Here is a 25,103-nt window from a genome sequence, read left to right as displayed (position 1 = left end):
TATAGATATTTTCTTTGCCGCAAGATTCCTTTTGATGTTAGTGATTTCCTCTCTGCTGCTTCCGTATTGCTTCCGTGGAAGCGCGTGACATGGAGGTCACTGTGCCAAAGATAACTAAGAAATCAGTCGATGCGGCCGAGCCCAAAGATACCGAATATTTCGTTTGGGATGATGACCTCGCGGGATTTGGACTTCGCGTGTTCCCGTCGGGGAAGAAGTCCTACGTTGTTCAATATCGCCAGCACCGCCGAACGCGGCGGATGGCTATCGGAGCACATGGCGTATTCACGCCGGACGAGGCGCGGAGGGAAGCGAAAGGTGTTCTAGGCGAGGTCGCCCGTGGCGGCGACCCGGCTGAAATCAGGGCACGTGCCCGCGAAGACATGACTGTTGCCGATCTCTGCGACAAATATATTGCCGAAGGCTGCGGCCATAAGAAAGCGAGCACCATAGAGACGGATAAAGGCCGGATCGAACGGCACGTGAAACCTCTACTCGGCACGCTCTTAGTCCGGAACGTGACGCGCCACGATGTTGAGAAGTTCATGAAGGCAGTCTCGGACGGAAAGACTCGTGCCGATAAGAAGACTAAGAAGCGGGGACGCGCTATCGTTCGCGGCGGCAACGGTACCGCTCGACGGTCAGTGAGCATGTTGGGCGGCATCTTCACCTTCGCATCGAAATCGTTGCTCCTTCGTCCGGACAATCCAGTCCACGGCGTCAAGAAGTCTAAGGACAAAAGGCGTTCGCGTTTCCTAAACCAGGATGAGTTCAAGCGGTTAGGAGATGCGCTTATTCACGCGGTAAATCAGGGCGTGAACCCGAAAGCCATTGCAGCGATTAAACTCCTGATCCTGACTGGCTGTAGGAAATCAGAAATCCTGACTCTCAAGTGGAAGTATGTGGATTTCGACAACAAGGTGTTGAGGCTGCCGGACTCGAAAACAAACGAGAAGACGATCCCTGTCGGCAGACCAGCTCTCGATATTTTGAAAGGCATCGACCGGATCGAAGGGAACGATCACGTGCTCCCCGGCGCGACTGATGAAGGTCCCTATGTCGGTCTCCAAAAGGAATGGGAACGGATCAGAAAATGGGCCAAGATTGAGGACGTTCGAATTCATGATCTGCGCCGCTCATTCGGCAGCACTGCGGCATCCAATCGAGAGAGCCTGATCGTCATCGGGAAGATCCTTGGGCATGCCGACCCCAAGACGACGCAGATATACGCCCACCTAATGGATGATCCGTTGCAAACTGCTGTGGAGGACACGTCGTCGCTCATCGAAGCGGCGATGGGATTGTCAAAGTCGTAATAAGCGCATTTCTATGGGTGCAACGTGGTTATCACTTTCAAACACGATGACGGTAAATTCTCTCTTCTCGTTGCCGACTTAGAAACGTGGTTTGAGGAACGACAGGTTATCTTTGAAGCAGGCGTCAACGCCGCACTTTATGATGCTTTGCATGTCTGCAAACATACTGACTACCCGATGCCGGCATGGGTGTTGGACGGGGCGATCAAAGTCGTGCGAGAGCGAACGGTCCGGGGCGCATCGAAAGGCAAAGGGCCGAAGGCCAATGATGCGAAAGCCTTCTACAAAGATCACGATCATTTTCGGAGATGGCTTGCCGTCAAGAAACTTCTGAGGGCGGGCGAGCCGCACGACAGTGAAATCTTTGCCAAGGCCGTTCCGCTTTTAGATGCGGTTGGAGCTAAATGCAGCGAGGGAACTGTGAAGCGGTCATTCGGGATCGTTGAGAAAGATATGAAAACCCCTTCAAATTCACGAAAGTATTATCTTCCACTTCGCGAAATAAGAATTGCGCTCGACATTAAGCCTCTTTTGAAAGGCGTGACGTTCGCAAAACCTGATTAAAAAACATAAAGTCTCGACTTTATTAGGTTATGAACCCACCGGCATGTTCCGGCATCTTTCGGGCCACAGTTAATCGCCTTGTCCGAAGGATAAACATCATGAACATCAAAGAGAAAATGCGCGCACCTCACGCCGCGCAGTACCTCCGCCTCTCAACTTCCACGCTTGCGAAGATGAGATTACGTGGAGATGGCCCGCCCTACTCGAAGGCCGGCCCCCGCATTGTACTCTACGATCGAGCAGATCTGGACGCTTGGCTGATATCTCGCCGGCGCCGCTCCACTTCCGAGTACTAATCCGTAATTCAAGCTCACTTGTTCACCTCATTGCACGTAGGTGCATCATGACCAAAAACCTCAGAAACATTTTCGGTGGAGAAGCCAATCTCTCTTTGGGATTTGGAACTCCGAAACAGGGTCGCGGCGAGGCCAACAAAGCTGGGGCCGATGCCTTCGCTGAGAAGATGCGACCGATACTCCTGAAACTCTCTTTGGAAGCTGGTGTCGTCTGTGGGTCGGTTGTTCTTGCCCGGATGTTGAACGAGCAGGGCATTCCGACAGCACGCAGCGGTAAGTGGCACCCTGAGACGGTGAAACGGCTGTTGCGCCGGGTGCAGCCGAACTTCGACGAAGAACTCTGCGAGTTACGAAAGCAAAAAAGCGCGGCCTTCTTCTCAGGACTAAAGAAGACGGGGCCAGCTTTTCCGTCCGATGGAGATGACTAATGAGCACGAAACAGTGGAACGAAAAGCAGTATCAAGTGGCGAAGACTGCCGAGGCTGAGCTGTGGCGCAAGCTGCGTAGCGCCTGCGAGTCGGGAAAGTTGAAGCGCGCAGACTACCTGACCCAGCTCTATTTTAAGTCCCATCACGTGAAGTATTTCCACGCCGTCGAGGCGTTTCGGAATCTCAAGCCGCACAAAAAGAGCAAAGACATCGACCTGAGCTATCTTGCTGATACCGTAAATGTGCACAAAGCCTCGACGGAACCGGTTGTCTTCGACATCAAATCGAAGAATTCGGGGCACGATTATCGGCACGTAAAAGACTACGGGATCGAGAACAGAACCAAGCAAGGGATCGTTCTCGCCGTGTTGAAAGCGCGAACGCACCTCCACCCGAACCAATTCGCCAACGTGGGCGGTAAGAACGATGCGGCGAAGCTGGTCGTTCAGTACTTGAGTGCAGGCTTTGGTTGGTGTGTTGAACTAGACATAAATGATTGTTTCCCATCTGTGTGTGTGGAGGCCTTGTCGGGATACCTCCCCATACCAGGCACAGTGATCAAGCACGTTCTCACGTGCGAAGAAAGCTGTGCTATCCCAGGTAGTACTCTCATGAACCTGGTAGACCCCGAAGGCGATCTCAGCCTGATGACAGAGGAGCCCGACCTCCTTGCTGAGACGCTCAAGGAGGGCCGGCAGGGCATACCCCAAGGGTCGACCGTATCGTCGTACGTATTTGAACTGCTATTAGCGCCAGTCTTCGAAGACGTCCCGGAAGGCGTCAGGTTGGTTGGCTACTCTGACAACATCCTTGTGATGGGCAGGACGGAAGACGATGCGGTGTCGATGTTATTTAGCCTTGGGGCCGCTCTCAAGAAGCACCCTGCCGGCCCGTTTACGTCTAAGTGTGGGAAGATTACGTCACCCAGCCAAAAATTCGAGTTCCTGGGTTACGAGTTTCAGGCGTGCCCGAATGGTACAACGCTCGTTCCGAGCGGTCAGAACCGTGCTGAGTTTCAGCATAAATTCGACAAAGGCATAGGCCGCATTGCCAAAGCCGGAATGACAAAAGAACGCAGGAAAAAGGAGAAAGAAAACCTTCGTCGGTATGTGCGGGGATGGTGCGCGGCTTTTGGACTTTGGGATAAAGCAGAGCCATTTAAAGAGAACCGGATGAGGGATATCGGTGATGCTTGCGTAGAAGCGGCGGGCTGATCAAAAGACGCCAAACAACTACTCGATTCACGTCATCCTACTTCTCCTTCCCGCGGATTGTTATGTGTGTCCATGCCCCCCTTAAGGGCCTCTCAGGCCATCTTAGTTCTGTACTTCATTAAGCTCGCGCGACGTTGAAACGCATAGGTCATTCCAACTTGGATTTCGGCTTAACCCCCGCCCTGGCCTTCGGTTTCACCAACTGCGTCGATGGCAATTTTTGTAGCTGATGCGAATAATTGTTTACACAAGATTGTCTGATTGAAAGTGTGTTTTTGCAATCAATTGCAATGAGTTACACAGATTATGCCCATCTTGATCGACAAACACTGCCGGATATACCCATCCCCCGAAGATGGCACCCGGCTACTCGTGATGCGTTATTGGCCCAGGGGCATGGGTAAGGATTGCTTCGACCATTGGCTGCCGAATTTGGCGCCTTCACCTGGATTGCTGAAGTGGCTGATGGATCGCTCGGAAGGGCCGAAATGGACATCCGATGAGGTGTGGGAACATTGGTCCGTGTTGTATCGCCACGAAATGAAGGTACAGCGGGACACGATCCAGGAGCTTCGTTGCCGTCACGAAGACATGGAGACCATCACCCTCCTTTGTGCATGCCACGATCAAAGAAGGTGTCATCGCCGATTGTTGCGCGACTTGATCCTAGATAGCGAACAATCGTGAAGTCGCTCACGGCCCGCGACGCGACATTATCCAGAACACAGGAAGCGACCGACCAGTCGAGTGCAATCAGTTGCAATCGAACTGCCTTCGAATACGTGCGGGCGTCTGTCGCCGACAACACCCGCCGCGCCTATAGATCAGACCTGGCGCACTTCCTAGAATGGGGCGGTAGTATCCCTGCGTCGGACGTAGTCGTCGCCGACTACCTAGCGGCGCATGCTGGCAATCTTTCCGTCGCGACTCTTTCGAGGCGTGTTGCGTCGATCTCCAAAGCTCACACCTCAAAGGGCCTACAAAGCCCGACGACCTCTGACCTTATCAAGGCCACCCTGCGCGGCATTAAGCGCACTCACGGCGCACCACAGCGGGCCTCATCCCCTCTCCTGGTCGAGGACCTCCTCCGCATCATGAACATGCTCGGCGATAGCCCGAAGGACACGCGGGATCGCGCCCTACTGCTGATCGGGTTCGCGGGCGGATTCCGTCGATCGGAACTCGTCGCACTTGATGTCGAAGACATCCGGCAGGTACGACAAGGCATGGTTGTTTCAATCCGGCGGTCCAAAACAGATCAAGCCGGGAAGGGTCGCGAAATTGGTATTCCGCTCGCACGGGGACGGTTCTGTCCCGTCAAATCTTTGGAGGAGTGGTTGCAGTTTTCAAGCATTGAGGATGGCCCGATATTCCGTTCTGTTAGTCAACATGGACAGATCGGCGAAGCACGCTTGTCTTCGGAGGCCGTCGCCGGTGTGGTCAAAGTACGAGTTGAGCAAGTCGGACTTGATCCAAGGAGCTTTTCTGGACATTCCCTTCGTGCAGGCCTAGCGACCAGCGCCGCGATGGCGGGGGTCAGTTCCCTCGACATCCGCAAGCAGACTGGCCACCGCTCCGATGCTGCACTGGCACGGTACGTCCGCACGGGCGAATTGTTCGTCAACAATGCCGCCGGAGGCCTGTTGTAGGCATCCTACCCGAGGAAAAAAAGACTCTGCACGGCTCTTAAAACAGGCCAATGCCATCAGGTGATGTGTTTATTTTTGAGGTGGTGGTGCCCACATCGGTTGCGGCGAAGGCGGGGTATTGGTTTCCTTATATTGAACCCGCCGGTCTGGCGTTGAACTGGTTTTTCCCGCGATCAACTTTTCTGCAAGATCGCGGTCGGCATACATGGGCGCTAGCTTCTGAACTTCTTCCAACCCCGCCACCGTCATCCTGGGATACAGAAGCCGGTTCCATCGCGCAATGACCGGGCCGGGGTTTTGAAGAATACGCCGGATGTTCCGGATACGCTGGACCGACAGGGGATGGCGGTCATCGACATAAAGTTTGGTCAGGGCCTGTTGCCGGGAGTCGTGTTTCTCGAACCAGTCGATCCACTCAATCGCGTACTCCTGCTTCCCTTGCAGATAGAGCATCACGACGGCGTATTCATCGACCGTTTCTTCATTGTCGTAGCCCGGTAGGCCCCACAGGTTGAGAAGAGTGTGCCCCATCTCATGGAACATGATCGCCGATAAGGCCCCCTTCTGCCCCCCCAATGCCATCCCCATGAACATTTCGGAGCAAATGGTGATATCGCCGGTTCGGCTGTTCGAATAGGCATTGTCCTGGCCACAGGGCTCAACTCTCAGATCGAACTCCGGCACCTCGAACATTGTGGATACGGCGGTCGAGCCTTTTGCGAGGCCGTCTTCCAACGCCTGCCTTTTATCCTGGTCGATCCGGTCGCGGACAAAAACTGTGAAGGAGACCTTCTTCTTCACGACCAAGCTGAAACTATTATTGATTAAGAGGTAGAGCCGCTCGGTGGACCGGGCTGGGGCGCGGAATGTGAATGATCCTTTGCCCCGATTTACTCCTGCACACCTTGCAGGTCGTCCGGCCCGATACAACGATAATTCCCGCTCCGTACAAACCAAGGCATCAACGTCGTTGTAGATTTTGTTGTGAACCGTGATGCCCACCTCCAACTCGGCGTCAGAGAAAGTGGGCAATGGCTTAAACCAGAACTTGCCAGCCTGCACTTCAGCATGCCCATCATCGACCTTGAACCGGAGAACATCGGCGACATACCCACCAGCAAATGCCTGGGCGGATGCCAGTAATCCTACAAGCGTTGAAATTCCAAATGCGCGAATAATTGAATTCATGAGCAACCCTCCGACGCCATTCTATCTGCCAGACAATGGCCGTCCATAACGAAGGCTCGGCGTGGAAAATTAGTCGATGGTTTCAACCCTTTATCTGTCCCCTTTTCCCCATTAACGTATCCCATGGAACCAAGACGCACGGTTCCGGGGCGTAGTAACCCCTGATGTGAGCGGTCTGGTGGGGCCGCAAAATCCACCCCTGACCTCTGCGGTCGGGGAGCCTGTGACGTATGTCCAGGGCTCTCCGCCTAAAGGTCACAGGGGCCGACTCACATCGGTTTACTAACTCCCCGATCACCAGGGTTCATGTGAAGTCATCTTACGGCGGGCGCGCCGTAGGCTCTGACCTCCATTGTTTCGGGAAATTCTTATGGCTTTGGAAGACTGTCCATCTTGCGGCAAGGCGATCTCGGAGAACGCTAAGCATTGTCCGAAGTGCGGAGACCCACTTGAACGGGGTTGGGTAGACAAGGCGGTTCGCAGACGATGGAGGGGGCGGCTGCGGCAATTGGTGATCACCATCATCGGGCTCGTCGTCATCGCAATTCTTTGGGGCAACGATGACGCGGAAAAGTCCGGGCAGGCCGTTCCACCGCAAGGGATGAAGATATCGGAGCGATCACGACCGGAAGACCTGATGAAAACGATAACGACGGTGGCTGTAGGAAGCGCATCGAGTGGACAAATCATGCGTGCAGACAGTTTTCCGAACACTTGGACACTGATCCCTGACCAAGGCGTTCTTAAATGCGAACTCGGCCCCGTCTACAACGGCAAGCCGAGACCGCTGGTCTTGTTCCTGACGGATGGTAAGACATATGCGCTCAACGGCGCCGCCATAGGAACGGAGGAATATCTGAACGGCCGGGCTTTGGCGAAGGACGGGAACCTACAGACGATCCGTGACTTGATCCCCATCGGCATCGCGATGTGCGACAAATTAGCCCAGTCCCAGTGTGGGGATGAGCTGAATGCTTTTACATCTGCTCAATTGGCTGTTCAGCGGCGGATGAAAAACCCAGACAGCGCGGATGTAAGCATGTTGCACGCTCAGACCACTATGACGTCGTGCGGCGTATGGCTAGTGCAGTCACACGTTGATGCAGAAAATGGCTTTGGAGCCGAAATCCGCACAAATTTCACCGCAAAAATGACTCGTCGCCCCGACGGTCAGTGGGAGGCGCAGGTCGTCTTCAAGAATTAATTGAAGCCGACACGATGAACCTAGTTCAGAGATAACGTTGGGGAGCGTATGCGAGTTATTACTTGGAATGTGGCAGGCAGAAGAAGTCGTTCAGAACAGCAGGTTAGTGCTTTAGGGGCCTTCGGCCCGGACATTGTCGCGTTACAAGAAGTGAGAATTTCCACCATAGACGACCTGACAGTCGGTCTAAAAAAATTAGGCCTTCAAAATGTTCTTAACAGTTTTCAATTGGCTAACGATCACTCGAAGCTGGTAGGCCCACGGCAATACGGCGAGATAATTGCCACAAGGTTTCCTATAGAACCGCTTCGCCCGGAAAAATTCCGTATTCCCTGGCCTGAGAGGGTTCTGTCTTGCCGCATCAAACATGCGGTAGGTGATGTGGATTTTCACACAACGCATATCCCTCCTGGCGTCACTAATAAGTGGATTAAAATCGAGACCTTTGAAGGGATTTTTGAAAAATTAGCATTAGACACTCAAGCCAATCGCATCCTCTGTGGGGACTTTAATTCACCAGACCAGGAGTTCTCGGATGGAAGGGTGAAGGTTTTCGGTGAGCGGTTAAGGAAAGATGGTTCGATAGTTCCGCAAGATCACAGGGGTCAGCCACCGGGAAGGTGGTCGAAAGGCGAGAGAAGCGTTATCACCGGACTGTCAGAGATTGGCATGCCCGATGTATTTCGCGCTCTTCATGGTTATGAAGTGGCTGAGGGAAGCTGGTTTAGTCAACGCGAAGGAAAGCTGACTGTTCGCAGGTTTGACCACATTTTCGCCTCACCACAGCTAAACCCAACGAAAGCTCAATACTTGCATGCGCTTCGTGAAACTAAGCTCAGCGATCATTCACCTTTGTTGGTAGATTTTTCCCCCAGCTAATCTTCACGAGCGATTAGTCCGCTTGAGACTTGAAGTAGACGTTTATCGTTTCGTTCGTGAACGACTGCTTCTAGCCAAAAACGGCCCTTGCGACCCGCACGAAAAAAGAATGGAAACGAAGAGCAGACTCATCCTGCCTCATTGACAGTCGCTTCGATAAGGCCGGTTGCGTCCAGGAGACAACGGATTCGGAATTTGATCTCTAGGTTGAAGCTATTTTTTGCTGAGAAGGTCGAATGAACTGCCGTCCGACCATTGGCATGTTCGTTAATCGCTAGGTCAAGCACACGCGAAAAATCAACAGTGTTGGGATGGGTCGCGACTTGGCGAGCATACTGCTCGCACAGCTGGATAGCGATGCTTTGGCTTATGTGTCTCGCGGCTTTGAATGCCTTCCCTGATTTCAAATCTTCTTCGGAAAACCAGACGTTGAACGCTTTCGTTCCAGCGCCGCAGGTGACAAAAAAAACCGGTCGGTCAGGTGTTGATCTCGAATCTGAAAGATACGCACTTGCCGGGTCGATTTCCTTGCAGCGTTCATTCTCACGATGAATCTTGTTCACGCCCGTAATAATGGTTCCTTTGTAGGGAGACGTATTCTTGTCCCAAATGAAGTCTTCCTCGGTGAAAACTCGAATGCCAGCGGTGTCTCGGCGCTGGCCACGGAGAAACCGGGAGGCCACCCAACCCCGATGGCTTTCTTTCAGCCAGTCCGGTTTAACGACTTCAACGTATGACCAGCCGCCTTTTTGGCAAACTTCTAGCACGGTGACGGTATAATCGACTTGAACATAGTGGGTTTTGCCGAGCGTTTGTGTGGCTTTCTTGTTGATGACCTTGTCGTAGCTTGTTCCTGGTCCCTCACGGATGTTGATCCCGGATCCGGTAATGCCATACTCAACGCCGGTGTCTTTCGCATCCGCGCATCGTTGTGAAGCCGCCAGGCTGGGCTGGATTTGAACCACCTGATTTTTTTCGTTTTCGTCGTCCGAGCCGAACAAACCAAAAAGGAAAAATCCCGCGAAAAGTATTAAGACGATTCCGAAAACGGTCTTCATGAGTGCCGTGATAAGGCTCATTCCGATCTCCGGTGGGCCTCTCGTATTGGCCCTTGCACATTAGAAAAATACTACCGGCATTCATTACTGGTTCAAAGCATACTCTTATCGGCATGACGACGTTAAGATGTCAGATGAGAACGTGATTTTGGGCGCGGTCTGCGTAATTCTGGAGGGGCGACGAAGCGTTGGTGCAGCTAATAGTGTCCGCCTTGGGTCATTAGCGGACCTTCCGCCCCCCCCTAGTTCACTACTTCCCCATCGAACTTGATGTCCGACAGGTCTAACAGCGCTGCCCGGACCTGACCCCACACGTACACGCCTTGTTTATCTCCGGCGGCGGCCAGCTCCTCGCCGCGTTCCAAGCAATGGTCCGCCGCGCCCTTCAATCCGTGCCGGTCGAGCAGCAGCTTGACCGTCGCGTAGATGTCGCGGGGAGTGGTCATGAGCAGCTAAATATATACTTGTAGTTGCCATCCTTGCCGGTAAACACGCTGCTCTTCCCGAATTGTTGGCAGTGGCGCGCGGCGGCCGCGTAAACGGGTGCCTCTTGGGCATACGGCGTCCGCTCAAATATCACTTGTTTGTCGTTGGCACTGAGTATCGTTGGTTCGATTGGCAAAACGCGTGCCGTGCAAGCCGCAACGAACACTGCCACAAGCAGAACAGAAATTCTCATCATGTCTCCCCAAAACAAATTTTCCGGCAGCACCATCCACGCTACCGTCCCCACGACTATTGTCGTTGGCAATGAGGTTAGCGAGCGTGGCGGGCATCATTTCCGGCCCTGCGTCGGCGCAACCACCCTGATATAACGGGTCAGCAGTCCGATGAATATGTCGCCGTCGTATTCGGCGTCCGGAGAGATCTCCTTCGCCCGCCGGTTCGCAACATGTACTCGGGGCTTGCCATTGAATGCCTTCGCAAAGATCGCATACCGGCCTGTCGGGTTTTCCGGGTCAGCGTTGGGCAGGCATTCAGCGATGTCTCGCCCGGTTTTTTCGATGATGGCATGCGGATGAAAGTAGTACTTCTCCGAAAAGGCCCGATAGTCGCTCTGGCCCCAGTCGCCGGGCGGGAGGCCGATAACAGGCTGCTGCAGATTGCCTAACTTATCAACTTGCGACTTCACTTTAGCCCTCCCCAACAAAATTCCAGTGAACCCTCCAACGAACCCCACCGGCAGTGCCGCATTCCACGCATTGCCGAACGCTGCGATCCCCATCGAAGAGCCGAAAAACAGGCCGAGCACAACACCCGCTCCGCCATAGATAAGCTGCTTCCTAGTCATCGTCCGTTTACACCTGCGCCAAAGCCAACCCTCTAGCCCTTAACCATGCCATATGATCTCGCTCTAGGCGCTCAGCATCTTTGCCAGTGAACTTCGCCCCTTTGCTCATGTTCAGCGCCGCGCTGGCCAAAGATACGTTCCACGGGACATGCAGACCGCATACTGGGCGTCCGGCTCGCTCGCCGCTCAGCGGCACGATATGCTCGACGTGATGCTGGGTTCCCGTCACCTCACTAATCCGCCGCCGCGCCCGTTCGATCTTCAGCATCTCATCCCGGTGAAGCCGGGCGATGGGCGCTTCCTTCTGGTTCTTGCGTACCCGCCGCTTCAGCTCGTTTAGGCGGGACAACTCACGATCTCGGCAGCGCCGACACCAGAGAAATCTGCCGCCCGGCCCGCGACCGGTGCCGTTGGCTTCAAGGAACTCGATGTCGTCTTTGTCTTTGCCGCAGCGGTTACAGGAGATCATCACCACCACTCCGGCTCCGCCCGGCCATTGCGTAGATGTCGCGTGTGGTGATCATGGTTTACTTAACCCAGACCGCCACACCTTGAACCACCTCGGCTTCGGACGATCCGATGAATGTGGCACCGCCGTAAGCTGTAAAGACCTGGGTTTGAGTGGATGTGCCCCGGCCAGTCAGAACAACGGCATTCGCCCCCACCTTTGCTGCTTGCTTCTTCAGTTCCTCGACGGCGTAGTCAAGGTCACCTTGTTGCGTTAGCCCCGCGTCTGATGACGCCTTCACTATGGCGATTTCTTCGGCACCGGCTGGCATAGTGGTTAAAATTTTGACAGCCGCGTGGTTCGTAATTGGAGTTCGCGCTTGTCCGGTCACTAGGGCCGACCCCGATGCGCAACCAGAAAGAAAACCGACTACCAAAAGCAGCCCAATAATTAAGCGTCTCATCGACAATACCCCGGCAGCCTCATTCGTGCCGCCGCTCCCTCCGCTTCATCACCAGCATAACGCGAACGTGAGTACCTTGGACAGTCCAGCGCGAGACCGGCGCGGACGACGGCGCGCCCGATGTCTACGCTCTCCAGGAAGCAGACACCGACCCAGCGGTCATACGTCTTCTCGCCGTTCAGCTCGCAGCGCACATGCTTGCCGAGGACTAGGTCGACCATGAAGGTCTTCGATTTAACCCCAAGCGGTTCATTCATCTCCGGGGCGCTGATGCCATTCAGCCGAATTGGGATGCTTTTAACCTCGATGGTGTCACCGTCGCGGACGTGGGTGACAGTGCCGGTAATCATCATTCCGGAATTGATGGTCGAGGTATCGGGGGCGGCTGCCAGGGCCGGTAACGAAGCGATCAAGAAGGCGCATAAAAGCACACGCATGATAATTATATTTAGCTGAGCTTTCGCGTCATGTCCGTCGTATTCTGGTCTAATTCCAAGTGGCCAGGAGCGCAGCATGGGCGGCGCAGGATCAAAACCCAAACGCCACCATCAAGTATCCCGTTTTTACCTTGAGAAATTCGCGGGTAACGACCCGACTGGGCATGTGTGGACGTACGACATGGAAACCGGAGGTATCTGGCATGCCGCAGCGGACAACACTGCAGTCGAGACCCATCTCTATAGCGTAACGCTTGATGACGGCACGCGGGCGACCGAAATCGAAGAGTTTCTTGCGAAGGTCGAGGGCAAGGCCGCAGGGCCATTTGAGAAGGTCTTGCGCGGCGAGAATGTCGAAGGACAAGAGCGAGCAGACTTGGCCAGTTTTTTCGCCATGATGTTCGTGCGAACAAACTCATTTCGTCGCACCTATGCGGAGGCGTTTGCGGGATACATGAATATCAAGCTGTATGCCACGGCGCAGCACGACGGCGCATTTCGTACCGCGATGGAAGAATACGAAGCCGAACACGGTCCATTAAGCGATAAAGAAAAAGAAGACCTGCGGGACGGCATGCTACACCCCAAAAAATTCAAGCTAGCCGTTGATCGCGAATTCACTTTGAGTGCGCTTACAGTCCATGACGGGCTGGCCCCGATCTTGTTTGATATGGACTGGTCGACGCTCATCCCTCCTGAAGGCCGCTATTTTATCTCCAGCGACAATCCGTTCACACGCGAGGTTCCATCTCAGCATCTGCACCCACTTGAAGGACCGGGGTTTCTGCACAAGCACGTCGAGGTTCTATTCCCGCTCTCATCTAACCGCTGTCTACTCGCACACTGGAACAAGGACCGGCAGCAACTCCTCAACATCCCTCCTGAATTGGTGAAGCTTGCCAATAGGACGAGGGCCGTAAATGCGGAGCGGTTTCTGTTCGGGCCTGTGCGGGACAGCGGCATCGCCGCGTTAGGAAGAAAATACAGGGACGTGAAGGCGGGTATGAAAATCGGAGGGTTCGGACCGGAAGAATTTTCGGCGGTGGAGGTCAAGAAGCTCAAGCCTTAATTGCCCCCGAGCTTCCTTGAGGCTATTATTCCCCCATCATCAAGAGAGGGCTGACGCCCCGCCAACCTGCAGCTCGTGCAAGGTGGCACCCACGATGAGGCCGGTAAGGCAATATCGAGCGTCAGTCCTCTTTTGGAAAACGAAGGAGGACTTTTTCATGGGTAAGATAATCTACGATCGCGAAATCACGCGAGCAGAGGACTTGCCGAAGCTCAAGCACACGGGTCCGGCCATCATCATGGGGGCGAACCTCAGGAAGCGGCAGGATTCTATTCAGACCGAAGCTAGCGAAGTCGAGAGTGAAGAAGAGGAGAAGTCCGATTAACCCCTTTTTCCGGACACGAACCGGCGTCGGGCCGGATGTCGCCTAATAGCCAATAGCGGCCATCCAACACTTCGCGTCGGAGGTTCAGAATGAGGCCATGGTGAGAGAGGTGGCCGCGAGCATCAATCGCGGCTTTGCAGGTTCAGTTCACATAGTTCTTGTATGGACAGACAACATCCTCAAATGCGGCATATTTGCTTCTAGACCGTGTGGCATTTGTAAACTCTGGCTTACTGGTCCGGGCCACACGAAAGTGTCCAAAATCGTTACGTGTCAAGACGCAGGCCACCAAACCTCACAAAAGGCAGCAAGGTCAACATGAATTGCCTCATTTATTGCGGAAAAAATGTACTTCAAACCCAATAATGTGCGAGGACAATTAACTAACTTTGAAAAAATTGCCTAGTTGATAGTGCTTCTCTGCACCGGAGCGCAAAATGATAAAGCGACTGAACGAAAAAGTACTGAAGCCTGGTGATGTAATCCTAACCACAAGCGACGCGAAGATCAGTAAATTCATCCGCACCACCACCGCCAGTCCAATTTCTCACGCCATGCTGTATATTGATCATTGCGCCATCATCGACGCTACAGAAGATGGAGTGCATTCAGCGAACACACAGCGACTGTTCTTCGAGCAACACAACGCTGTATTTGTCCTACGTACTAAGGATGCATTGGACCCTTCCGTTGCAATAAAAATCTGCAACTATGTTCGCGAACGCATCGGCAGCGAATACGCGAAATTGGAAGCTGCGAGGGCGTGGCAGGGACTTGGCAAGAAAGGCACGACTAAACAGTTCTGCAGCCGTCTCGTCGCGCAAGCTTATGCCGCCAACGGTTTTGATCTCGTCAAAAATGCCAATTTCTGTACCCCGAAGGATCTTCTGAAGAGTGAGAAACTTGTCGAAGTTGCGGATGCTACCGTGGATGTCTCCGACGAGGAGTATCAGGCGTGGCAGGCGCATCCCAGCGGTCTAGAGCTGATGCGGAAATCTACGAATCATATCCTGAACGGTGCTCGGAAGATTGATAAATCCATCCAAAATCTTAGTGACGTTGACAAACTTGTGCTGGAACATCCCGAGCATGACGAGACGATCATGCAGCTTTATTTCGATTCTGGGTTCCTTGAGGTCTGGAGAGCCGACCACGAGATTAACCCATGGCACTACGATGCAAAGCTCATGGAGGAATTAGGTAGTCGACATCCCAATAGTGTTCGGTTTTATTGCGAAATCATATCTTCAGAGGAGTCGCGTATAGAGAATCGATACACAACGAATGCTAGGGTCTACCAAGAATATCAGAATATCAGACCGAGAAAGACCATCATGATGCTCATGAATTTCTATCTGATGTTGGCGGAACAACAAACCAATCGTCTCTCTATCGCAGAGGATTGGCTCGATAAGCATCCGCGAAATGACTGAAGCGGAGATTGCGGCGCGAACCATGGGCGGCAGGAAAGTCCGCATTGCAGACATTATCCCAAGAAGTTCGCGCTTCTGCTCCGGGTCACAAAGCGACCATCGTTGCTGGCCGCCGGCACGGTCGCTTTTTAGCCAGCAGCAGACCGAATTTCTTCAGCGTAGTCCGGATCAAGCCCGTGTAGCGACCTATCGGTGCCCCCTGCAATCGCGGAAAACAATCGGCAATGTTCGCCCGGCATTTGCTGCCCTCATTCTGAATGCGTACTTACTAACCTCATCGACCCACAGCAAGCGTGCCCCTAAGTCGGTGGGCAGGGTCGGATTTTGAATCATGTTGAGCCTAATGCCATCGCCCGTGAAGGCCTGCTCATCAAGCGATGGAAGGACGAAGAGCATCACACCGATTGGCATGTTTCGGGCCGGGTCGGCAGGCAAATAGGTAGCTGTCCCCCAAATCGAACGGCCTTGTGCCTTGAACTCCGTTGGGAACTGTCTGGCAGCCCGAAGGCCAGTAGAGATAGAGTTGCTTTTGTCGAAGAGCATGAGAGTGCGCTGACCATTATCGCATGCAATCACACCCTCAAGCTCGCGCTCACGTTCATTTAGCCTGAAGGCTGCCACCACTGATCCTCCTCGTTGTTCAATTACGAACGAGGTGTTACCGGACGGATCGTAAATGATCCGCATGCGCTTCCCGAGGCCCACCGGCACCCGGAATAATTCATCTTCAAATGAGGAGGTGGACGCCAGGACGAACACAGATAGATCAACCCCCATGCGTTCAATATACTTAGCCACAACGCTACTGATGATCTGTGCATCGTCACCTGATACGGATCCCGCCGATCTACCAAAACGATGGATGCCGTAGATATCATCCTCTCCGTACGAGCGGGTAACGCCGCCCAAGAAGGCATATGCGCATGCAGAAACGCAGAAGGATTTCTTGTAAGAGTAAACATTCATGACGCCGTCAAGTGAGATTGATCGGCCGATGAAGGTGTTCATACCAGCCTCGCGGATCATCTGCCCGAGTTCAAGTCCGGCCATGAGATCGCCGCCCGAAGAATGCAGGTAAATGTTCCGAGTCAACTTCGCGTCATAGGTATGGAGAAACCTAGCAAACTCCTTGGGCGTGTCCTTGGTGATGACGCCAGTGGCTTGGAGCCAGACAATCGCCATACTCATTTGCTGGCCTTGAAACGTCATCGGCTTGCTGTCGTCCAAGGGAAGCCGATTGTATTCGGAGACGGCAGTACATTTGCCATCTCCAGCTTGAGGGAAAAATCCCGCCGGGCACCCTTCCTCAGCATGGGCGCTCGATACAATCACCGTGATTGCTGTTGCCAATTGCAGCGCAGAAATAAATATTTTCAGCAAGAGTAGGTTACCTTAGTGAGACTTCGGTACTACGTCTGACACGTCTGCACCGGAGATGTACAGTATGTCCGGATCGAAGCAAGAAAAGCCACTGGATCGTTATGTCGGGGCGTTGTCCGCCGACGAAATCGCAGCGGGGATAAACGTCGCTGCGCGAAATGCCGCCCGACTGGCATCCGACGCAAGAATTCTCCTTGATGCTCACCGGTTCCCGACAGCTGCATCAATTGCGGCTCTCGCTATCGAGGAAGCTGGAAAGGTGAGTATCCTTCGACGGCTTTCTATGGCTCGCGATGAAAAAGAAATAAAGAGCGTCTGGCGGGAATACAGAAGTCACAGAGCAAAGAGCACCTCATGGATTCTTCCGGACCTCGTGGCTAGAGGAGCGATTTCCCTCAATGACTTTAAAGACGCTGTAGACCAGGAAGGTGAACATACTTTGATCCTTGATGCTGTAAAGCAGATTGGGTTGTACAGTGATTGCTACGGCGACCGTCACTGGTCAGAGCCATTTGAAGTAGTAGAAGAGAGCCTAGCAAGACAACTGGTGATGACAGCCGAAGTCTTGTCGAAAAGGGATGAAGTCTCGCCCCGCGAGATCTCTCTTTGGAAGGAGATTTTGGGGCCTGTATGGGAGACGCCAGCGATGACCGAAGCTCTTTTGCGCTGGCACTAATCAATGGTCGACGAAGGTTTGGCCAAGCACACTCAAAAGGATTTTGAGCGATTCGTGCTTGGCGCGAAAGCTGGTCCAGTTTCCGACGAAAACGAGGACATTTGAATAGTCTCAGATGTCCGCCTTGGGTCAACAGCAGCGGCGGGCCCCAGTGTCCGGCCACATCCGCTTAGAACCCATAACTAGACTATTCACTACGACCTAAGTTTCTACCCTCCGATAATCTTCAATTATCAGAAATTAGGCGGCGAGCGGCACCTTGATACATGGACCTACGCGACATCCGCGAAAATGCCCAGGGATTAACTGGCAAGCAAACAGAAATCAGGTTTTCTCAGCATTTCGATCTCCGTCCGAGACCGAACCATTGGGCCTACCGAAACGTCGCAAAACAATCTTGCGAAGCATATCCTGAATGAAATGCTTGTGGGCTGAACGAACATCCTCAACAACGGCATCAAGAGGCTTTGAGAAGTCGAAACGACGAATACCGATTGATGTGACTTTGATGTTAAATCGTTCCCTAACCAGTCGCCTCACGAACTCTTCTCTGAGCTCCAGCCAACTCAGTTGAAAACCTTCAGGGGCGCCAGGGGTCATCAAGCACCTCGTACTTGTAGAAGGACGACTCAAGAAACCGCATATGCCTCTTGTATGTGGCCTTTTCCGTTGCTTCCGTCACATCATATGCCCGAACAAAGAAGCGACACTCGTTTTCCTCGGACCATACGAAAATCGGTCTAGCCTCCGAAATAAACCCCTGCGGCTTCAGTTCCATATCATAGGGAATTTCGTTGATCGGCAGTCCACGAGATTCCGCCCATGGCGGTGTTGCAGCATGTCGGACAATTAGACCGCCACTCGTTAGTCCAATATCATAAATGTAACGGGGTTTTCCTGTTTCGGGATCAGCCCAGCATGCAGGTTTTTCGGTTCCTCGACCGTATCGCTCAAGCGTACGCTGCATGTTCGCGACCTGCCCCTGCTTCTGATCAAGAGCCTGCTCTGCATTGCTTAATCGCTTCTCCAGTTTTTCACTCTTCTCGTCCGCGGCATTGAGCTTACCTCTGATCCGATCGATGGCATGTTTTGAATCCTGAACATCCCGAAGTTCCTGCGTCAGCAATCCCGGTTCCTTTGAAAAACCTGCGACATCCAATGCCGTCTCCACATTCTCAAGCTTTGTGAGTTTCTCGACTAGCGTCGATACCTTTTCCTCCGTCGAACTGTCGGGGTCGATCGCAAACCGCTGCATGAGATACTCAATTTTCCTTTCCTGTTCCGTCAGTCTCACCAGTTCTTTTCTCATTTCCTTAAAGTCGGACTGCGACAACTGTTTCATGAGTGTTTCGAGTTTGGCCTGGCTGTCCCGGAGATCTAGCCGATAGGCTTCACGCTCGTCATATGCCTTCGTCAATGCTTGTTCCTGTTCCCAGAACAACGCGGCCAGGGCGAGCAGAAGTGAGAACAATAGGAGAAGTACGATCTCAGCCATTGTCAGCCCAAGAACAAGCCCTCGCTTGTAGGATAATTCGTTTCGGCTGATGCTGTTTCGCGGCATGGAAGCTATGCAACAGATTTCGCGAGCGCACGAGCCATCTCGGAGAGGTTCTTCTCTACCTCAGCCAACATCGCCCTGCTGCTAATGAGGGTCTCGGCAACCCCCGCATTGTGTGCCTTGAGAATTTTGATGCTCTCGGCACTTATTTCTTCATAGGCACCAAGCGTAGATTTCTGAGCTTCAATATTCCCAGACAGAGTTTCATCGGTTTCAACAAGCTTTCCGGACAGCGTCGAAAGCGTTTCTGCTGCTTTGCTAAGATTGTCGGTCACATCGTTGAGCGGACTTCTGTCTCCGGTCAGTGCAGCAAGGTTTTCAGAAACGCTCTCCATAGAATCGATCGTCGTTGCCAGTCTCAATTCCGCCTGTTGACGCTGCTTATCAGTAATCTCGTAAATCTGCTGCGCTTCCCTTGAGACCTTTTCTATGACCTCGACTGTTCTGTCGAAGGCATCATTGATGAGCTCGTTGGGCGGGCGGACCTTCTCCATACTCTCCACCAGGGCCTCAAGCGACGATACGGACCGCTGGGTTAGGTCATTGAAGCGATCGAAACGTTCCCCCAACAGGGCATTCCGCTCAGCAATTTCTTCGTTGATGTTCTTCGCAGCAATCGACAATTCGTTAGCGGCCGTGAGAATAGCCTCTTTGGATTTTTCGTTGACGTCGTCGAACGACTCGACAATTGACTGCTGCATTAGACTGCGGAAGGAGTTCATGTCCCGCACTGAGGCATATAGCTCGTTCTTAAGAGATGCCGAAGCCTGAGCTAGTTCGACACGGGACTGTTCCTCAACCTCGACCGGATCTTCCCGCATCTGAGAGAGCAAGACCCGGTACAGCACGCCAAGGATCGTCGAAGCAAGGGCGACACCGAAGTTCGCGACGATTGTTCCGATTTTGATGTCTAAACCTTGGAAATCGTAGAGGGCCAGTGACAACGCCGTAAGGGTGAATAGAAAGCCCATGTAGTAACAATTGTCGCCAAGCTGATCGAGCCGCAGCCGAAACCCTCTGAACGACAGGGAGACGATCAGGTAAGCCGAGAGAACCGCGGTCGGGCCAAGAATCACGAAAAGGGTATTATTGGTGAAATGATGGGCGACAAACTCGACGCTTACACCAAGCATGGTAAAGAACAGGAAGAATACAAGGTCCGAGAATTTTGCCGTTCCAGATGACAGGCGCGGAATGGACGCGCCGAGCCGATAGGCCCATGAATCAGTATTGCTTGATCGCTCCGCCGCACTCGAAACGAAAGTCCCGTCTTTCAAATTCTGGCTCCGATCCACCTGTTTCATGCGCTATCCACTCACGGAATAGAAGCGTTCAATTCGAGCGTTCTGGTTCTCCAAAAGCCCGTACCAGAACTCACGATGTTTTACGGTCTGCAGATCCCTTTTGGTTGTACGGTTCAGATAGAGTATCTCTACTGCCACGTCACGCAGATCGGTCTTTAAGCGTCTATAGACCGGACTGTTCTCGAATTTCACAAAATCCACATCCCCGCTGTAGTGCGACATAGCTTTCGAATGCTGGAGCAGGTCGCTGATCAGCACGAGCCTTTTCGGCACCTGATCAAGTTTGACCGGCCCAAACTCGGCCACAGTTACAGCCTGAATCGTTTCAATGATTGGTGACGCGGAAGCCTCAGACGGGTTAAGGACGCTCGTGAGAACTCTTCGGAATGGCTCGTCAAAGCTCTCGCGCCATGTGTTTTCCGCCCGAACAATCGACTCCGTCATTCGGTCAACATCATGTGCGTTGCCTGGATTACATGCTCTCGCGACAGGGACCGGAAGTGTTAGTAACGATTCCTTGATAGTGTAAATGACCAGTTCTCCGTACCTCGGAATGCTTTGCTTCACCGCATTGAACTGGTTCTCAATATCGACTGCCTGAACAGCGGAAAACGTGTCTGTCTGGTCAATCAGCACCACGACCTTCGATGACGGAGGTCTGTCGACCGGGCAGCCGTTGTCCTGAAGGGCAACAGGCCCTTCCGAGAGGACCCCATATCCGACAAGCACTACGATAATCGCTAAAATCGCGACACCACCGGTGCCGAGCAATATCTTGCCCACAACCCCAGGGCCGGAGGCTCGCCGGCTACCGAGCGATGGCCTGGACTTCCTGTTAGCCAACATTTCCTCCCGACATTGGTAGTTCGGACGACGCGATTTCCTCCAGTTTCTCCTTGCTAAGTAGCTGCGAGATAAGTCCGTAGCGTTTGAACGCCCGCTGGTGGGCCTCATCAACTTCCTCTATGGATCGCTCGATGAGCGTCTGCGTTTCCTCGATCATTCGTTCGACCTTTTCTTTGGGAAATATCTCGTCTGTCGAAGGCTCTTCCGTGGGCAGACGTTCCAGAACAAAATCGCGTTTGAAATGTCTTGGCTCGCCCTTTTTACGTGATTTCCTATTAGCTTCCCGATAAACGCTCAGGAGTCGTCGGGCAGAGTGCTCGAGGGATCTTTCATAGGCTTGGTACTTGCCAAGGAGACGGTTAATGGTTGCGGTTATCGAGAAATAATCCTGACGTCGGAAACCGAGCTCTGCTGAGACATTTTTTAGAGCGTCCTTAACGTCATCACGTTGACTTTGCAGGTGATCACCGATCTCCGCGAAAGTGTCCGCGTATCTCGCCTCAGTTTGGTCTCTCAAGCGCGACTGGCGGCCATAGTCCGGAAACGGGTCATCGTTCTTGAAGCCCTTGTAGAAAGCGACAAGACTGAACACGACACCGATAATCAGCATCAGTGGCGCCTGGTAGTCATGAAAATCGAGCGAGACTTCGAAAGTCTTCTTCCAAACCATCCTGAGGGCATCGTCCAGTACGGACGACTGCATGGCATCTCGTACGTGAGCAACGTACAGATTGAACCAGGCAACCGAGACCAAGTAAGTAAGGACTAACAAAACTCCCCAAAGTTTTTGTAGCGGTCGGGAGTGATGGGCAAATCTAAGTCCGAATATTCCTGCCGACCATCCGGTGATCACGTTGATAAAAGATAGCGATACCGCAAGTGTATAGGCGCCGATGTAACCCGATTCATGGGCGGCACCGATCAGGCCTGCATTCGCTAGGGTTTCCACGAGAAAAACCGCAATTAGAATGAATCCCGTTACCCAGATATTAGGTCGCTGGTGCGCAGGCCGGTCAATTGAGTGTCTGGTCTTGAATGCTTCAAGCGCATCGGTCGCCTCAATCAGTTCTCGTCGAAGCTGGTAGAGTGTGTTTTCGCCGTTGCGCGCTTCCTGCTCAAAATCGGTTACAGTCGCTCTGGTTTCAGCCTTAACGCTCGTCACCAACGAGTCGACATGCAGCCGTCGCAAACGCTCAGTACAGATACCAAGCTGACCATTCAGTTGCTCGTGCGCGTCCCGTTGATGTTCAACGACCCGGTCAATGATCTGGAGTTCAACTGGATCTAAAGCGGAGGCACCGGCAAGTGGCTTCCCCGCCCTGCCCTGTTCTTCGCCTTGCTCCTCCAACTGCATTGAGGACGACAGTTTGTCGACGTCGAGCGACGGAAAATCTAATAGGCTCGGAATCTCGTCAGACCGATTCCCCGACGCAATTTCGCGAAGTCTTCCAAGTGCGCTTTTCAATGGATCCGCCCCTCAAACAAGATCAAACCCTAGTGGTAGAAGCTTTGACGATCAACAGATACCGGTTGTCCTTTCCGCAGCCTCACTAGAGTCAGAAATTTGGGGCCCGCCAGCCTGCCTGAACTGCCTCTTCTTCCGAACAGAACCACCTTTCACCCTTGCCTTCATTGATTTTTGTGCGCGCATACCAGGGGCTGGCCGTCGTGTGATAGATTTTCTCGCCACTACCACTAATGTTCCCCTTGATGGAGCAAGGCTTTGCAGCCCCAGCATCCTGATTTACCCGCGATGCAGACATGTCGAGCCGTTTGCCACGTCGCCAATCCCAAGGCATAACAAATTCACCTTCCCATAGGCCTAGCCTCTCTTGCCGAGCCTTGCGTTCTTCTGCGACGTAATCGTCGGCGTACTTCTGATATGCTACCGCATGGCCCTCACGCACCATCCACGCACCAATGTCTTCATCGCTCTTCAGGCATCTGGCAATCCATCTGCCATACCGATCCGTTTCGATCATGTAACACCGTACATAATTGTCCGAGATGAACTTCTCGAGAGCAGATCGAGCTCGGAGGCCGCAGTTGACAGGCGCATCCTCAACCCAACACTGCTGACCGGATTCCGGAGCATCAATGCCGTAGATTCGTACCCTCGTGTCGCCAAATCGAATTGTGTCACCGTCAACTACGATAGGGATGCCGGTGAACTCCCCGGCGGCCACCCCGAAACACGTGGCAACCGAAAGCACCAATGCCAGAAGGGAAACCCGAGCACTCCGGAGATGACGCATCTTAGTTGGTCCTCACATCAAACCCGAAATACTGGAGAACCTTGACCATCCTGTTGGTCATCGGCGGGCACTCAATCGGTCGGATTGAAACAAAGAGTTTCTGAGCGCAGAAACGCCCAAAATATCTCAGCTCACGGGCCGGGATATACAGGACGTCATTCAGTTGCTGGGGAAAGTCTCCCGGGCCATGTAGCAGATAAGATAGGGGCTTTCGGACCCGTTCGATATTATTGCCGTTCGCACGTTTGAGCTCCTGCGGAAGTTTTGCCGCATCGTTCCAGACAAATCGTGGAATTTCTGCAAATGCGTATAGCAACATGAGCCCTTTCATCAACAACCAGCCCCCAATGACTGCCCAGTTTGAATGTTAGTGCATCATCGTTTGAGCCTCTATGGGGATGATGCTTTCAGATGCTTATGCCCTCTATCCGAGCTCTGAGATGGGGCAATAACGAGCGCTCCTCGCCTTGGCAGGCGAGAGTTATTCGGCCTCAGGCGTGTCACCGGACAAAAAAATATCGCCACAATGCTTCCGTATTGCTTCCGGAGAACGAAAGGCGATTGGGCGAACAAGGCCTAAGTCATTGAAGGAAATGGTGCACCCGGCACGATTCGAACGTGCGACCTCTGCCTTCGGAGGGCAGCGCTCTATCCAGCTGAGCTACGGGTGCTGCGCGGCGGAAACCTACGCTTTGCAACCCGTTAAGGCAAGGCTTTGATCGGAACGCTATTTGCAGATTGAATTTCTGATTTGACTCTTTGTGATAGGTATATTATCCTAATTATATACTTGACTGAACAGGGTTTGATTTAGTACAAATGGGTCAAGGAGATAGACCCATGAGCGACTTAACGAACCCCATCTTCACCAATGAAGACAAAGCCCGTGAGCATCTTGAGGCCATTCGTTGGCCCGATGGTCCGGTATGCCCTTCCTGCGGCTTCACCTCGACCGTGAAGGCCCTGGGCGGGAAGTCCATGGGGCCTGGCTGGTATCACTGTGGTTCGTGCCGCGAGAAGTTCACGGTCCGCGTCGGCACGGTCTATGAGCGCTCCAAGATCCCTTTGCATAAGTGGCTCCTGGCGACCCATCTGGTTTGCGCGTCCAAGAAAGGCATGTCGGCCCACCAGCTTCACCGCATGCTGGGCATCACCTACAAGTCCGCGTGGTTCATGCTTCACCGCATCCGCGAGTCCATGCGCGACGATAACCCCGGACCCATGGGCGGGGATGGCAAGTTTGTCGAGGCCGACGAAACCTACATCGGCAAGCGCGATAAGAAGCGCACCCTGAAAACGGACGGCACGCCCTTCCTCAAATCGGGTAAGGCCGCGCAAAGGGTGCCCGTTGTCTCTCTCGTCTCCGGCGGCAAGTCCCGCTCGTTCGCGGTCAATCGCGCCAACACGGCGACCATCCGCGAAATCCTCGTCACGAACGTGGACCGTGCGACCGAACTGCATACCGACGAAGCGCCCATGTACGTGAAGATCGGGGACGAGTTCAAAGCCCACAAGACCGTGAACCACTCCCGTCACGAGTACGTCCGCAAGGACGGCGTGACCACGAACCGCGTTGAGAACTTCTTTTCCGTCTTCAAGCGCGGCATGCGCGGCGTCTACCAGCATTGCCGCGAGAAGCACCTACAGCGCTATCTGGACGAATTCGACTTCCGTTACAACAACCGCGAAATCACCGATTCGGAGCGCCGTGACGTTGCCCTCAAGGGCATCGAAGGTAAGCGCCTGACATATCGGCGGACTGCTCAGCGGGCGTACGTCTAAACCCGAAAAGACTCGATCCGAGTTTCGCGCTATGCTTCGC

29 protein-coding genes, 1 tRNA gene and 1 riboswitch are annotated in these 25,103 nt (G+C 53.3%); of the genes, 13 read left to right on the top strand and 17 right to left on the bottom strand.

Features of this window, described 5'->3' with window-relative positions; all coding sequences use genetic code 11:
- Positions 1-89: 89 nt before the first annotated feature.
- The 6 genes from RJ527_09100 (at position 90) to RJ527_09075 (ending at position 5,467) form a co-directional block, all read left to right on the top strand.
- Complete coding sequence (locus tag RJ527_09100; protein ID WND77888.1) at positions 90-1,316, top strand: tyrosine-type recombinase/integrase; 1,227 nt, start codon at positions 90-92, stop codon at positions 1,314-1,316.
- 24 nt (positions 1,317-1,340) lie between these two features.
- On the top strand, positions 1,341-1,880 hold the full coding sequence (locus RJ527_09095) for a hypothetical protein (protein WND77887.1): 540 nt from the start codon (positions 1,341-1,343) through the stop codon (positions 1,878-1,880).
- A gap of 29 nt (positions 1,881-1,909) precedes the next feature.
- Complete coding sequence (locus RJ527_09090; protein ID WND77886.1) at positions 1,910-2,176, top strand: helix-turn-helix domain-containing protein; 267 nt, start codon at positions 1,910-1,912, stop codon at positions 2,174-2,176.
- Between the two features lie 47 nt (positions 2,177-2,223).
- The gene (locus RJ527_09085; GenBank protein ID WND77885.1) at positions 2,224-2,604 is read left to right on the top strand and encodes a recombinase family protein; all 381 of its coding nucleotides are present in this window, start codon (positions 2,224-2,226) and stop codon (positions 2,602-2,604) included.
- The gene (locus tag RJ527_09080; protein ID WND77884.1) at positions 2,604-3,818 is read left to right on the top strand and encodes a reverse transcriptase domain-containing protein; all 1,215 of its coding nucleotides are present in this window, start codon (positions 2,604-2,606) and stop codon (positions 3,816-3,818) included. The genes RJ527_09085 and RJ527_09080 overlap by 1 nt, the downstream gene beginning before the upstream one ends.
- A 683-nt stretch (positions 3,819-4,501) precedes the next feature.
- Entirely contained in the window at positions 4,502-5,467 is a 966-nt protein-coding gene (locus tag RJ527_09075) for a site-specific integrase (GenBank protein WND77883.1), read from the top strand.
- A gap of 69 nt (positions 5,468-5,536) precedes the next feature.
- On the opposite strand, the gene RJ527_09070 is transcribed toward RJ527_09075, so the two are convergent.
- Positions 5,537-6,655 (bottom strand): DUF4344 domain-containing metallopeptidase, encoded by a 1,119-nt coding sequence (locus RJ527_09070; GenBank protein WND77882.1) that lies wholly within the window; start codon positions 6,653-6,655, stop codon positions 5,537-5,539.
- A gap of 511 nt (positions 6,656-7,166) precedes the next feature.
- Here RJ527_09070 and RJ527_09065 point away from each other — a divergent pair.
- Positions 7,167-7,859 (top strand): hypothetical protein, encoded by a 693-nt coding sequence (locus RJ527_09065; protein WND77881.1) that lies wholly within the window; start codon positions 7,167-7,169, stop codon positions 7,857-7,859.
- Positions 7,860-7,907: 48 nt separating this feature from the next.
- Positions 7,908-8,738, top strand: a complete 831-nt coding sequence (locus RJ527_09060; GenBank protein WND77880.1) for an endonuclease/exonuclease/phosphatase family protein — start codon at positions 7,908-7,910, stop codon at positions 8,736-8,738.
- 128 nt (positions 8,739-8,866) lie between these two features.
- On the opposite strand, the gene RJ527_09055 is transcribed toward RJ527_09060, so the two are convergent.
- The 7 genes from RJ527_09055 to RJ527_09025 all read right to left on the bottom strand — a co-directional run bounded on the left by RJ527_09055 (position 8,867) and on the right by RJ527_09025 (position 12,513).
- Complete coding sequence (locus RJ527_09055) at positions 8,867-9,817, bottom strand: SH3 domain-containing protein (protein WND77879.1); 951 nt, start codon at positions 9,815-9,817, stop codon at positions 8,867-8,869.
- 221 nt (positions 9,818-10,038) lie between these two features.
- Positions 10,039-10,242, bottom strand: coding sequence for a hypothetical protein (locus tag RJ527_09050; GenBank protein WND77878.1), 204 nt, complete (start codon positions 10,240-10,242; stop codon positions 10,039-10,041).
- Positions 10,239-10,511, bottom strand: a complete 273-nt coding sequence (locus tag RJ527_09045) for a hypothetical protein (protein ID WND77877.1) — start codon at positions 10,509-10,511, stop codon at positions 10,239-10,241. Before RJ527_09045 ends, RJ527_09050 begins: the two co-directional genes overlap by 4 nt.
- Before the next feature lie 60 nt (positions 10,512-10,571).
- On the bottom strand, positions 10,572-11,048 hold the full coding sequence (locus tag RJ527_09040; GenBank protein ID WND77876.1) for a hypothetical protein: 477 nt from the start codon (positions 11,046-11,048) through the stop codon (positions 10,572-10,574).
- A 46-nt stretch (positions 11,049-11,094) separates the two neighbouring features.
- Positions 11,095-11,562 carry a hypothetical protein gene (locus tag RJ527_09035; GenBank protein ID WND77875.1) on the bottom strand — a complete coding sequence of 156 codons (468 nt, stop codon included), beginning with the start codon at positions 11,560-11,562 and terminating at the stop codon, positions 11,095-11,097.
- A 52-nt stretch (positions 11,563-11,614) separates the two neighbouring features.
- The gene (locus RJ527_09030; GenBank protein ID WND77874.1) at positions 11,615-11,998 is read right to left on the bottom strand and encodes a hypothetical protein; all 384 of its coding nucleotides are present in this window, start codon (positions 11,996-11,998) and stop codon (positions 11,615-11,617) included.
- On the bottom strand, positions 11,995-12,513 hold the full coding sequence (locus RJ527_09025; GenBank protein WND77873.1) for a thermonuclease family protein: 519 nt from the start codon (positions 12,511-12,513) through the stop codon (positions 11,995-11,997). Before RJ527_09025 ends, RJ527_09030 begins: the two co-directional genes overlap by 4 nt.
- On the opposite strand from RJ527_09025, the gene RJ527_09020 reads away from it, so the two are divergent.
- From RJ527_09020 to RJ527_09010, 3 genes are all read left to right on the top strand, one after another.
- Positions 12,512-13,504 (top strand): DUF4238 domain-containing protein, encoded by a 993-nt coding sequence (locus RJ527_09020; GenBank protein WND77872.1) that lies wholly within the window; start codon positions 12,512-12,514, stop codon positions 13,502-13,504. The genes RJ527_09025 and RJ527_09020 overlap by 2 nt on opposite strands.
- 31 nt (positions 13,505-13,535) lie before the next feature.
- Positions 13,536-13,630, top strand: a riboswitch (SAM-I-IV-variant riboswitch).
- A gap of 31 nt (positions 13,631-13,661) precedes the next feature.
- The gene (locus tag RJ527_09015; GenBank protein ID WND77871.1) at positions 13,662-13,829 is read left to right on the top strand and encodes a hypothetical protein; all 168 of its coding nucleotides are present in this window, start codon (positions 13,662-13,664) and stop codon (positions 13,827-13,829) included.
- Between the two features lie 437 nt (positions 13,830-14,266).
- Positions 14,267-15,262: a YiiX/YebB-like N1pC/P60 family cysteine hydrolase gene (locus RJ527_09010; GenBank protein ID WND77870.1), complete on the top strand. Its 996-nt coding sequence runs from the start codon at positions 14,267-14,269 to the stop codon at positions 15,260-15,262.
- A 186-nt stretch (positions 15,263-15,448) separates the two neighbouring features.
- Here the strand turns inward: RJ527_09010 and RJ527_09005 are convergent, their stop codons facing one another.
- The gene (locus tag RJ527_09005; GenBank protein ID WND77869.1) at positions 15,449-16,642 is read right to left on the bottom strand and encodes a hypothetical protein; all 1,194 of its coding nucleotides are present in this window, start codon (positions 16,640-16,642) and stop codon (positions 15,449-15,451) included.
- Between the two features lie 64 nt (positions 16,643-16,706).
- Between RJ527_09005 and RJ527_09000 the strand changes: the two genes are divergently transcribed.
- Positions 16,707-17,318 (top strand): AbiV family abortive infection protein, encoded by a 612-nt coding sequence (locus RJ527_09000; GenBank protein WND77868.1) that lies wholly within the window; start codon positions 16,707-16,709, stop codon positions 17,316-17,318.
- A gap of 324 nt (positions 17,319-17,642) precedes the next feature.
- Here RJ527_09000 and RJ527_08995 read toward each other — a convergent pair whose 3' ends face one another.
- The 8 genes from RJ527_08995 to RJ527_08960 all read right to left on the bottom strand — a co-directional run bounded on the left by RJ527_08995 (position 17,643) and on the right by RJ527_08960 (position 23,952).
- Positions 17,643-17,918 (bottom strand): hypothetical protein, encoded by a 276-nt coding sequence (locus RJ527_08995; protein WND77867.1) that lies wholly within the window; start codon positions 17,916-17,918, stop codon positions 17,643-17,645.
- Positions 17,899-18,813, bottom strand: coding sequence for a hypothetical protein (locus tag RJ527_08990; GenBank protein WND77866.1), 915 nt, complete (start codon positions 18,811-18,813; stop codon positions 17,899-17,901). The genes RJ527_08995 and RJ527_08990 overlap by 20 nt, the downstream gene beginning before the upstream one ends.
- 71 nt (positions 18,814-18,884) lie before the next feature.
- Complete coding sequence (locus RJ527_08985) at positions 18,885-20,180, bottom strand: hypothetical protein (GenBank protein WND77865.1); 1,296 nt, start codon at positions 20,178-20,180, stop codon at positions 18,885-18,887.
- Positions 20,181-20,183: 3 nt separating this feature from the next.
- Positions 20,184-20,963, bottom strand: coding sequence for a hypothetical protein (locus RJ527_08980; GenBank protein ID WND77864.1), 780 nt, complete (start codon positions 20,961-20,963; stop codon positions 20,184-20,186).
- A gap of 52 nt (positions 20,964-21,015) precedes the next feature.
- Positions 21,016-22,491 carry a hypothetical protein gene (locus RJ527_08975; protein ID WND77863.1) on the bottom strand — a complete coding sequence of 492 codons (1,476 nt, stop codon included), beginning with the start codon at positions 22,489-22,491 and terminating at the stop codon, positions 21,016-21,018.
- 91 nt (positions 22,492-22,582) lie between these two features.
- A complete protein-coding gene (locus tag RJ527_08970; protein WND77862.1) occupies positions 22,583-23,281 on the bottom strand; it encodes a thermonuclease family protein in 699 nt (232 codons plus the stop codon).
- A 1-nt stretch (position 23,282) separates the two neighbouring features.
- A complete protein-coding gene (locus RJ527_08965) occupies positions 23,283-23,600 on the bottom strand; it encodes a hypothetical protein (protein WND77861.1) in 318 nt (105 codons plus the stop codon).
- A 275-nt stretch (positions 23,601-23,875) separates the two neighbouring features.
- Positions 23,876-23,952 (bottom strand) — tRNA-Arg (locus RJ527_08960).
- Between the two features lie 169 nt (positions 23,953-24,121).
- Here RJ527_08960 and RJ527_08955 point away from each other — a divergent pair.
- Positions 24,122-25,063 carry an IS1595 family transposase gene (locus tag RJ527_08955; protein WND77860.1) on the top strand — a complete coding sequence of 314 codons (942 nt, stop codon included), beginning with the start codon at positions 24,122-24,124 and terminating at the stop codon, positions 25,061-25,063.
- The last annotated feature ends 40 nt before the right edge of the window (positions 25,064-25,103 follow it).

It is taken from the genome of Thalassospiraceae bacterium LMO-SO8 (assembly GCA_031655335.1).
Taxonomy (GTDB): Bacteria; Pseudomonadota; Alphaproteobacteria; order Rhodospirillales; family Casp-alpha2; genus UBA1479.
The sequence above is the reverse complement of the archived record's forward strand: the minus strand, read 5'-3'. Positions and strand labels throughout refer to the sequence as shown.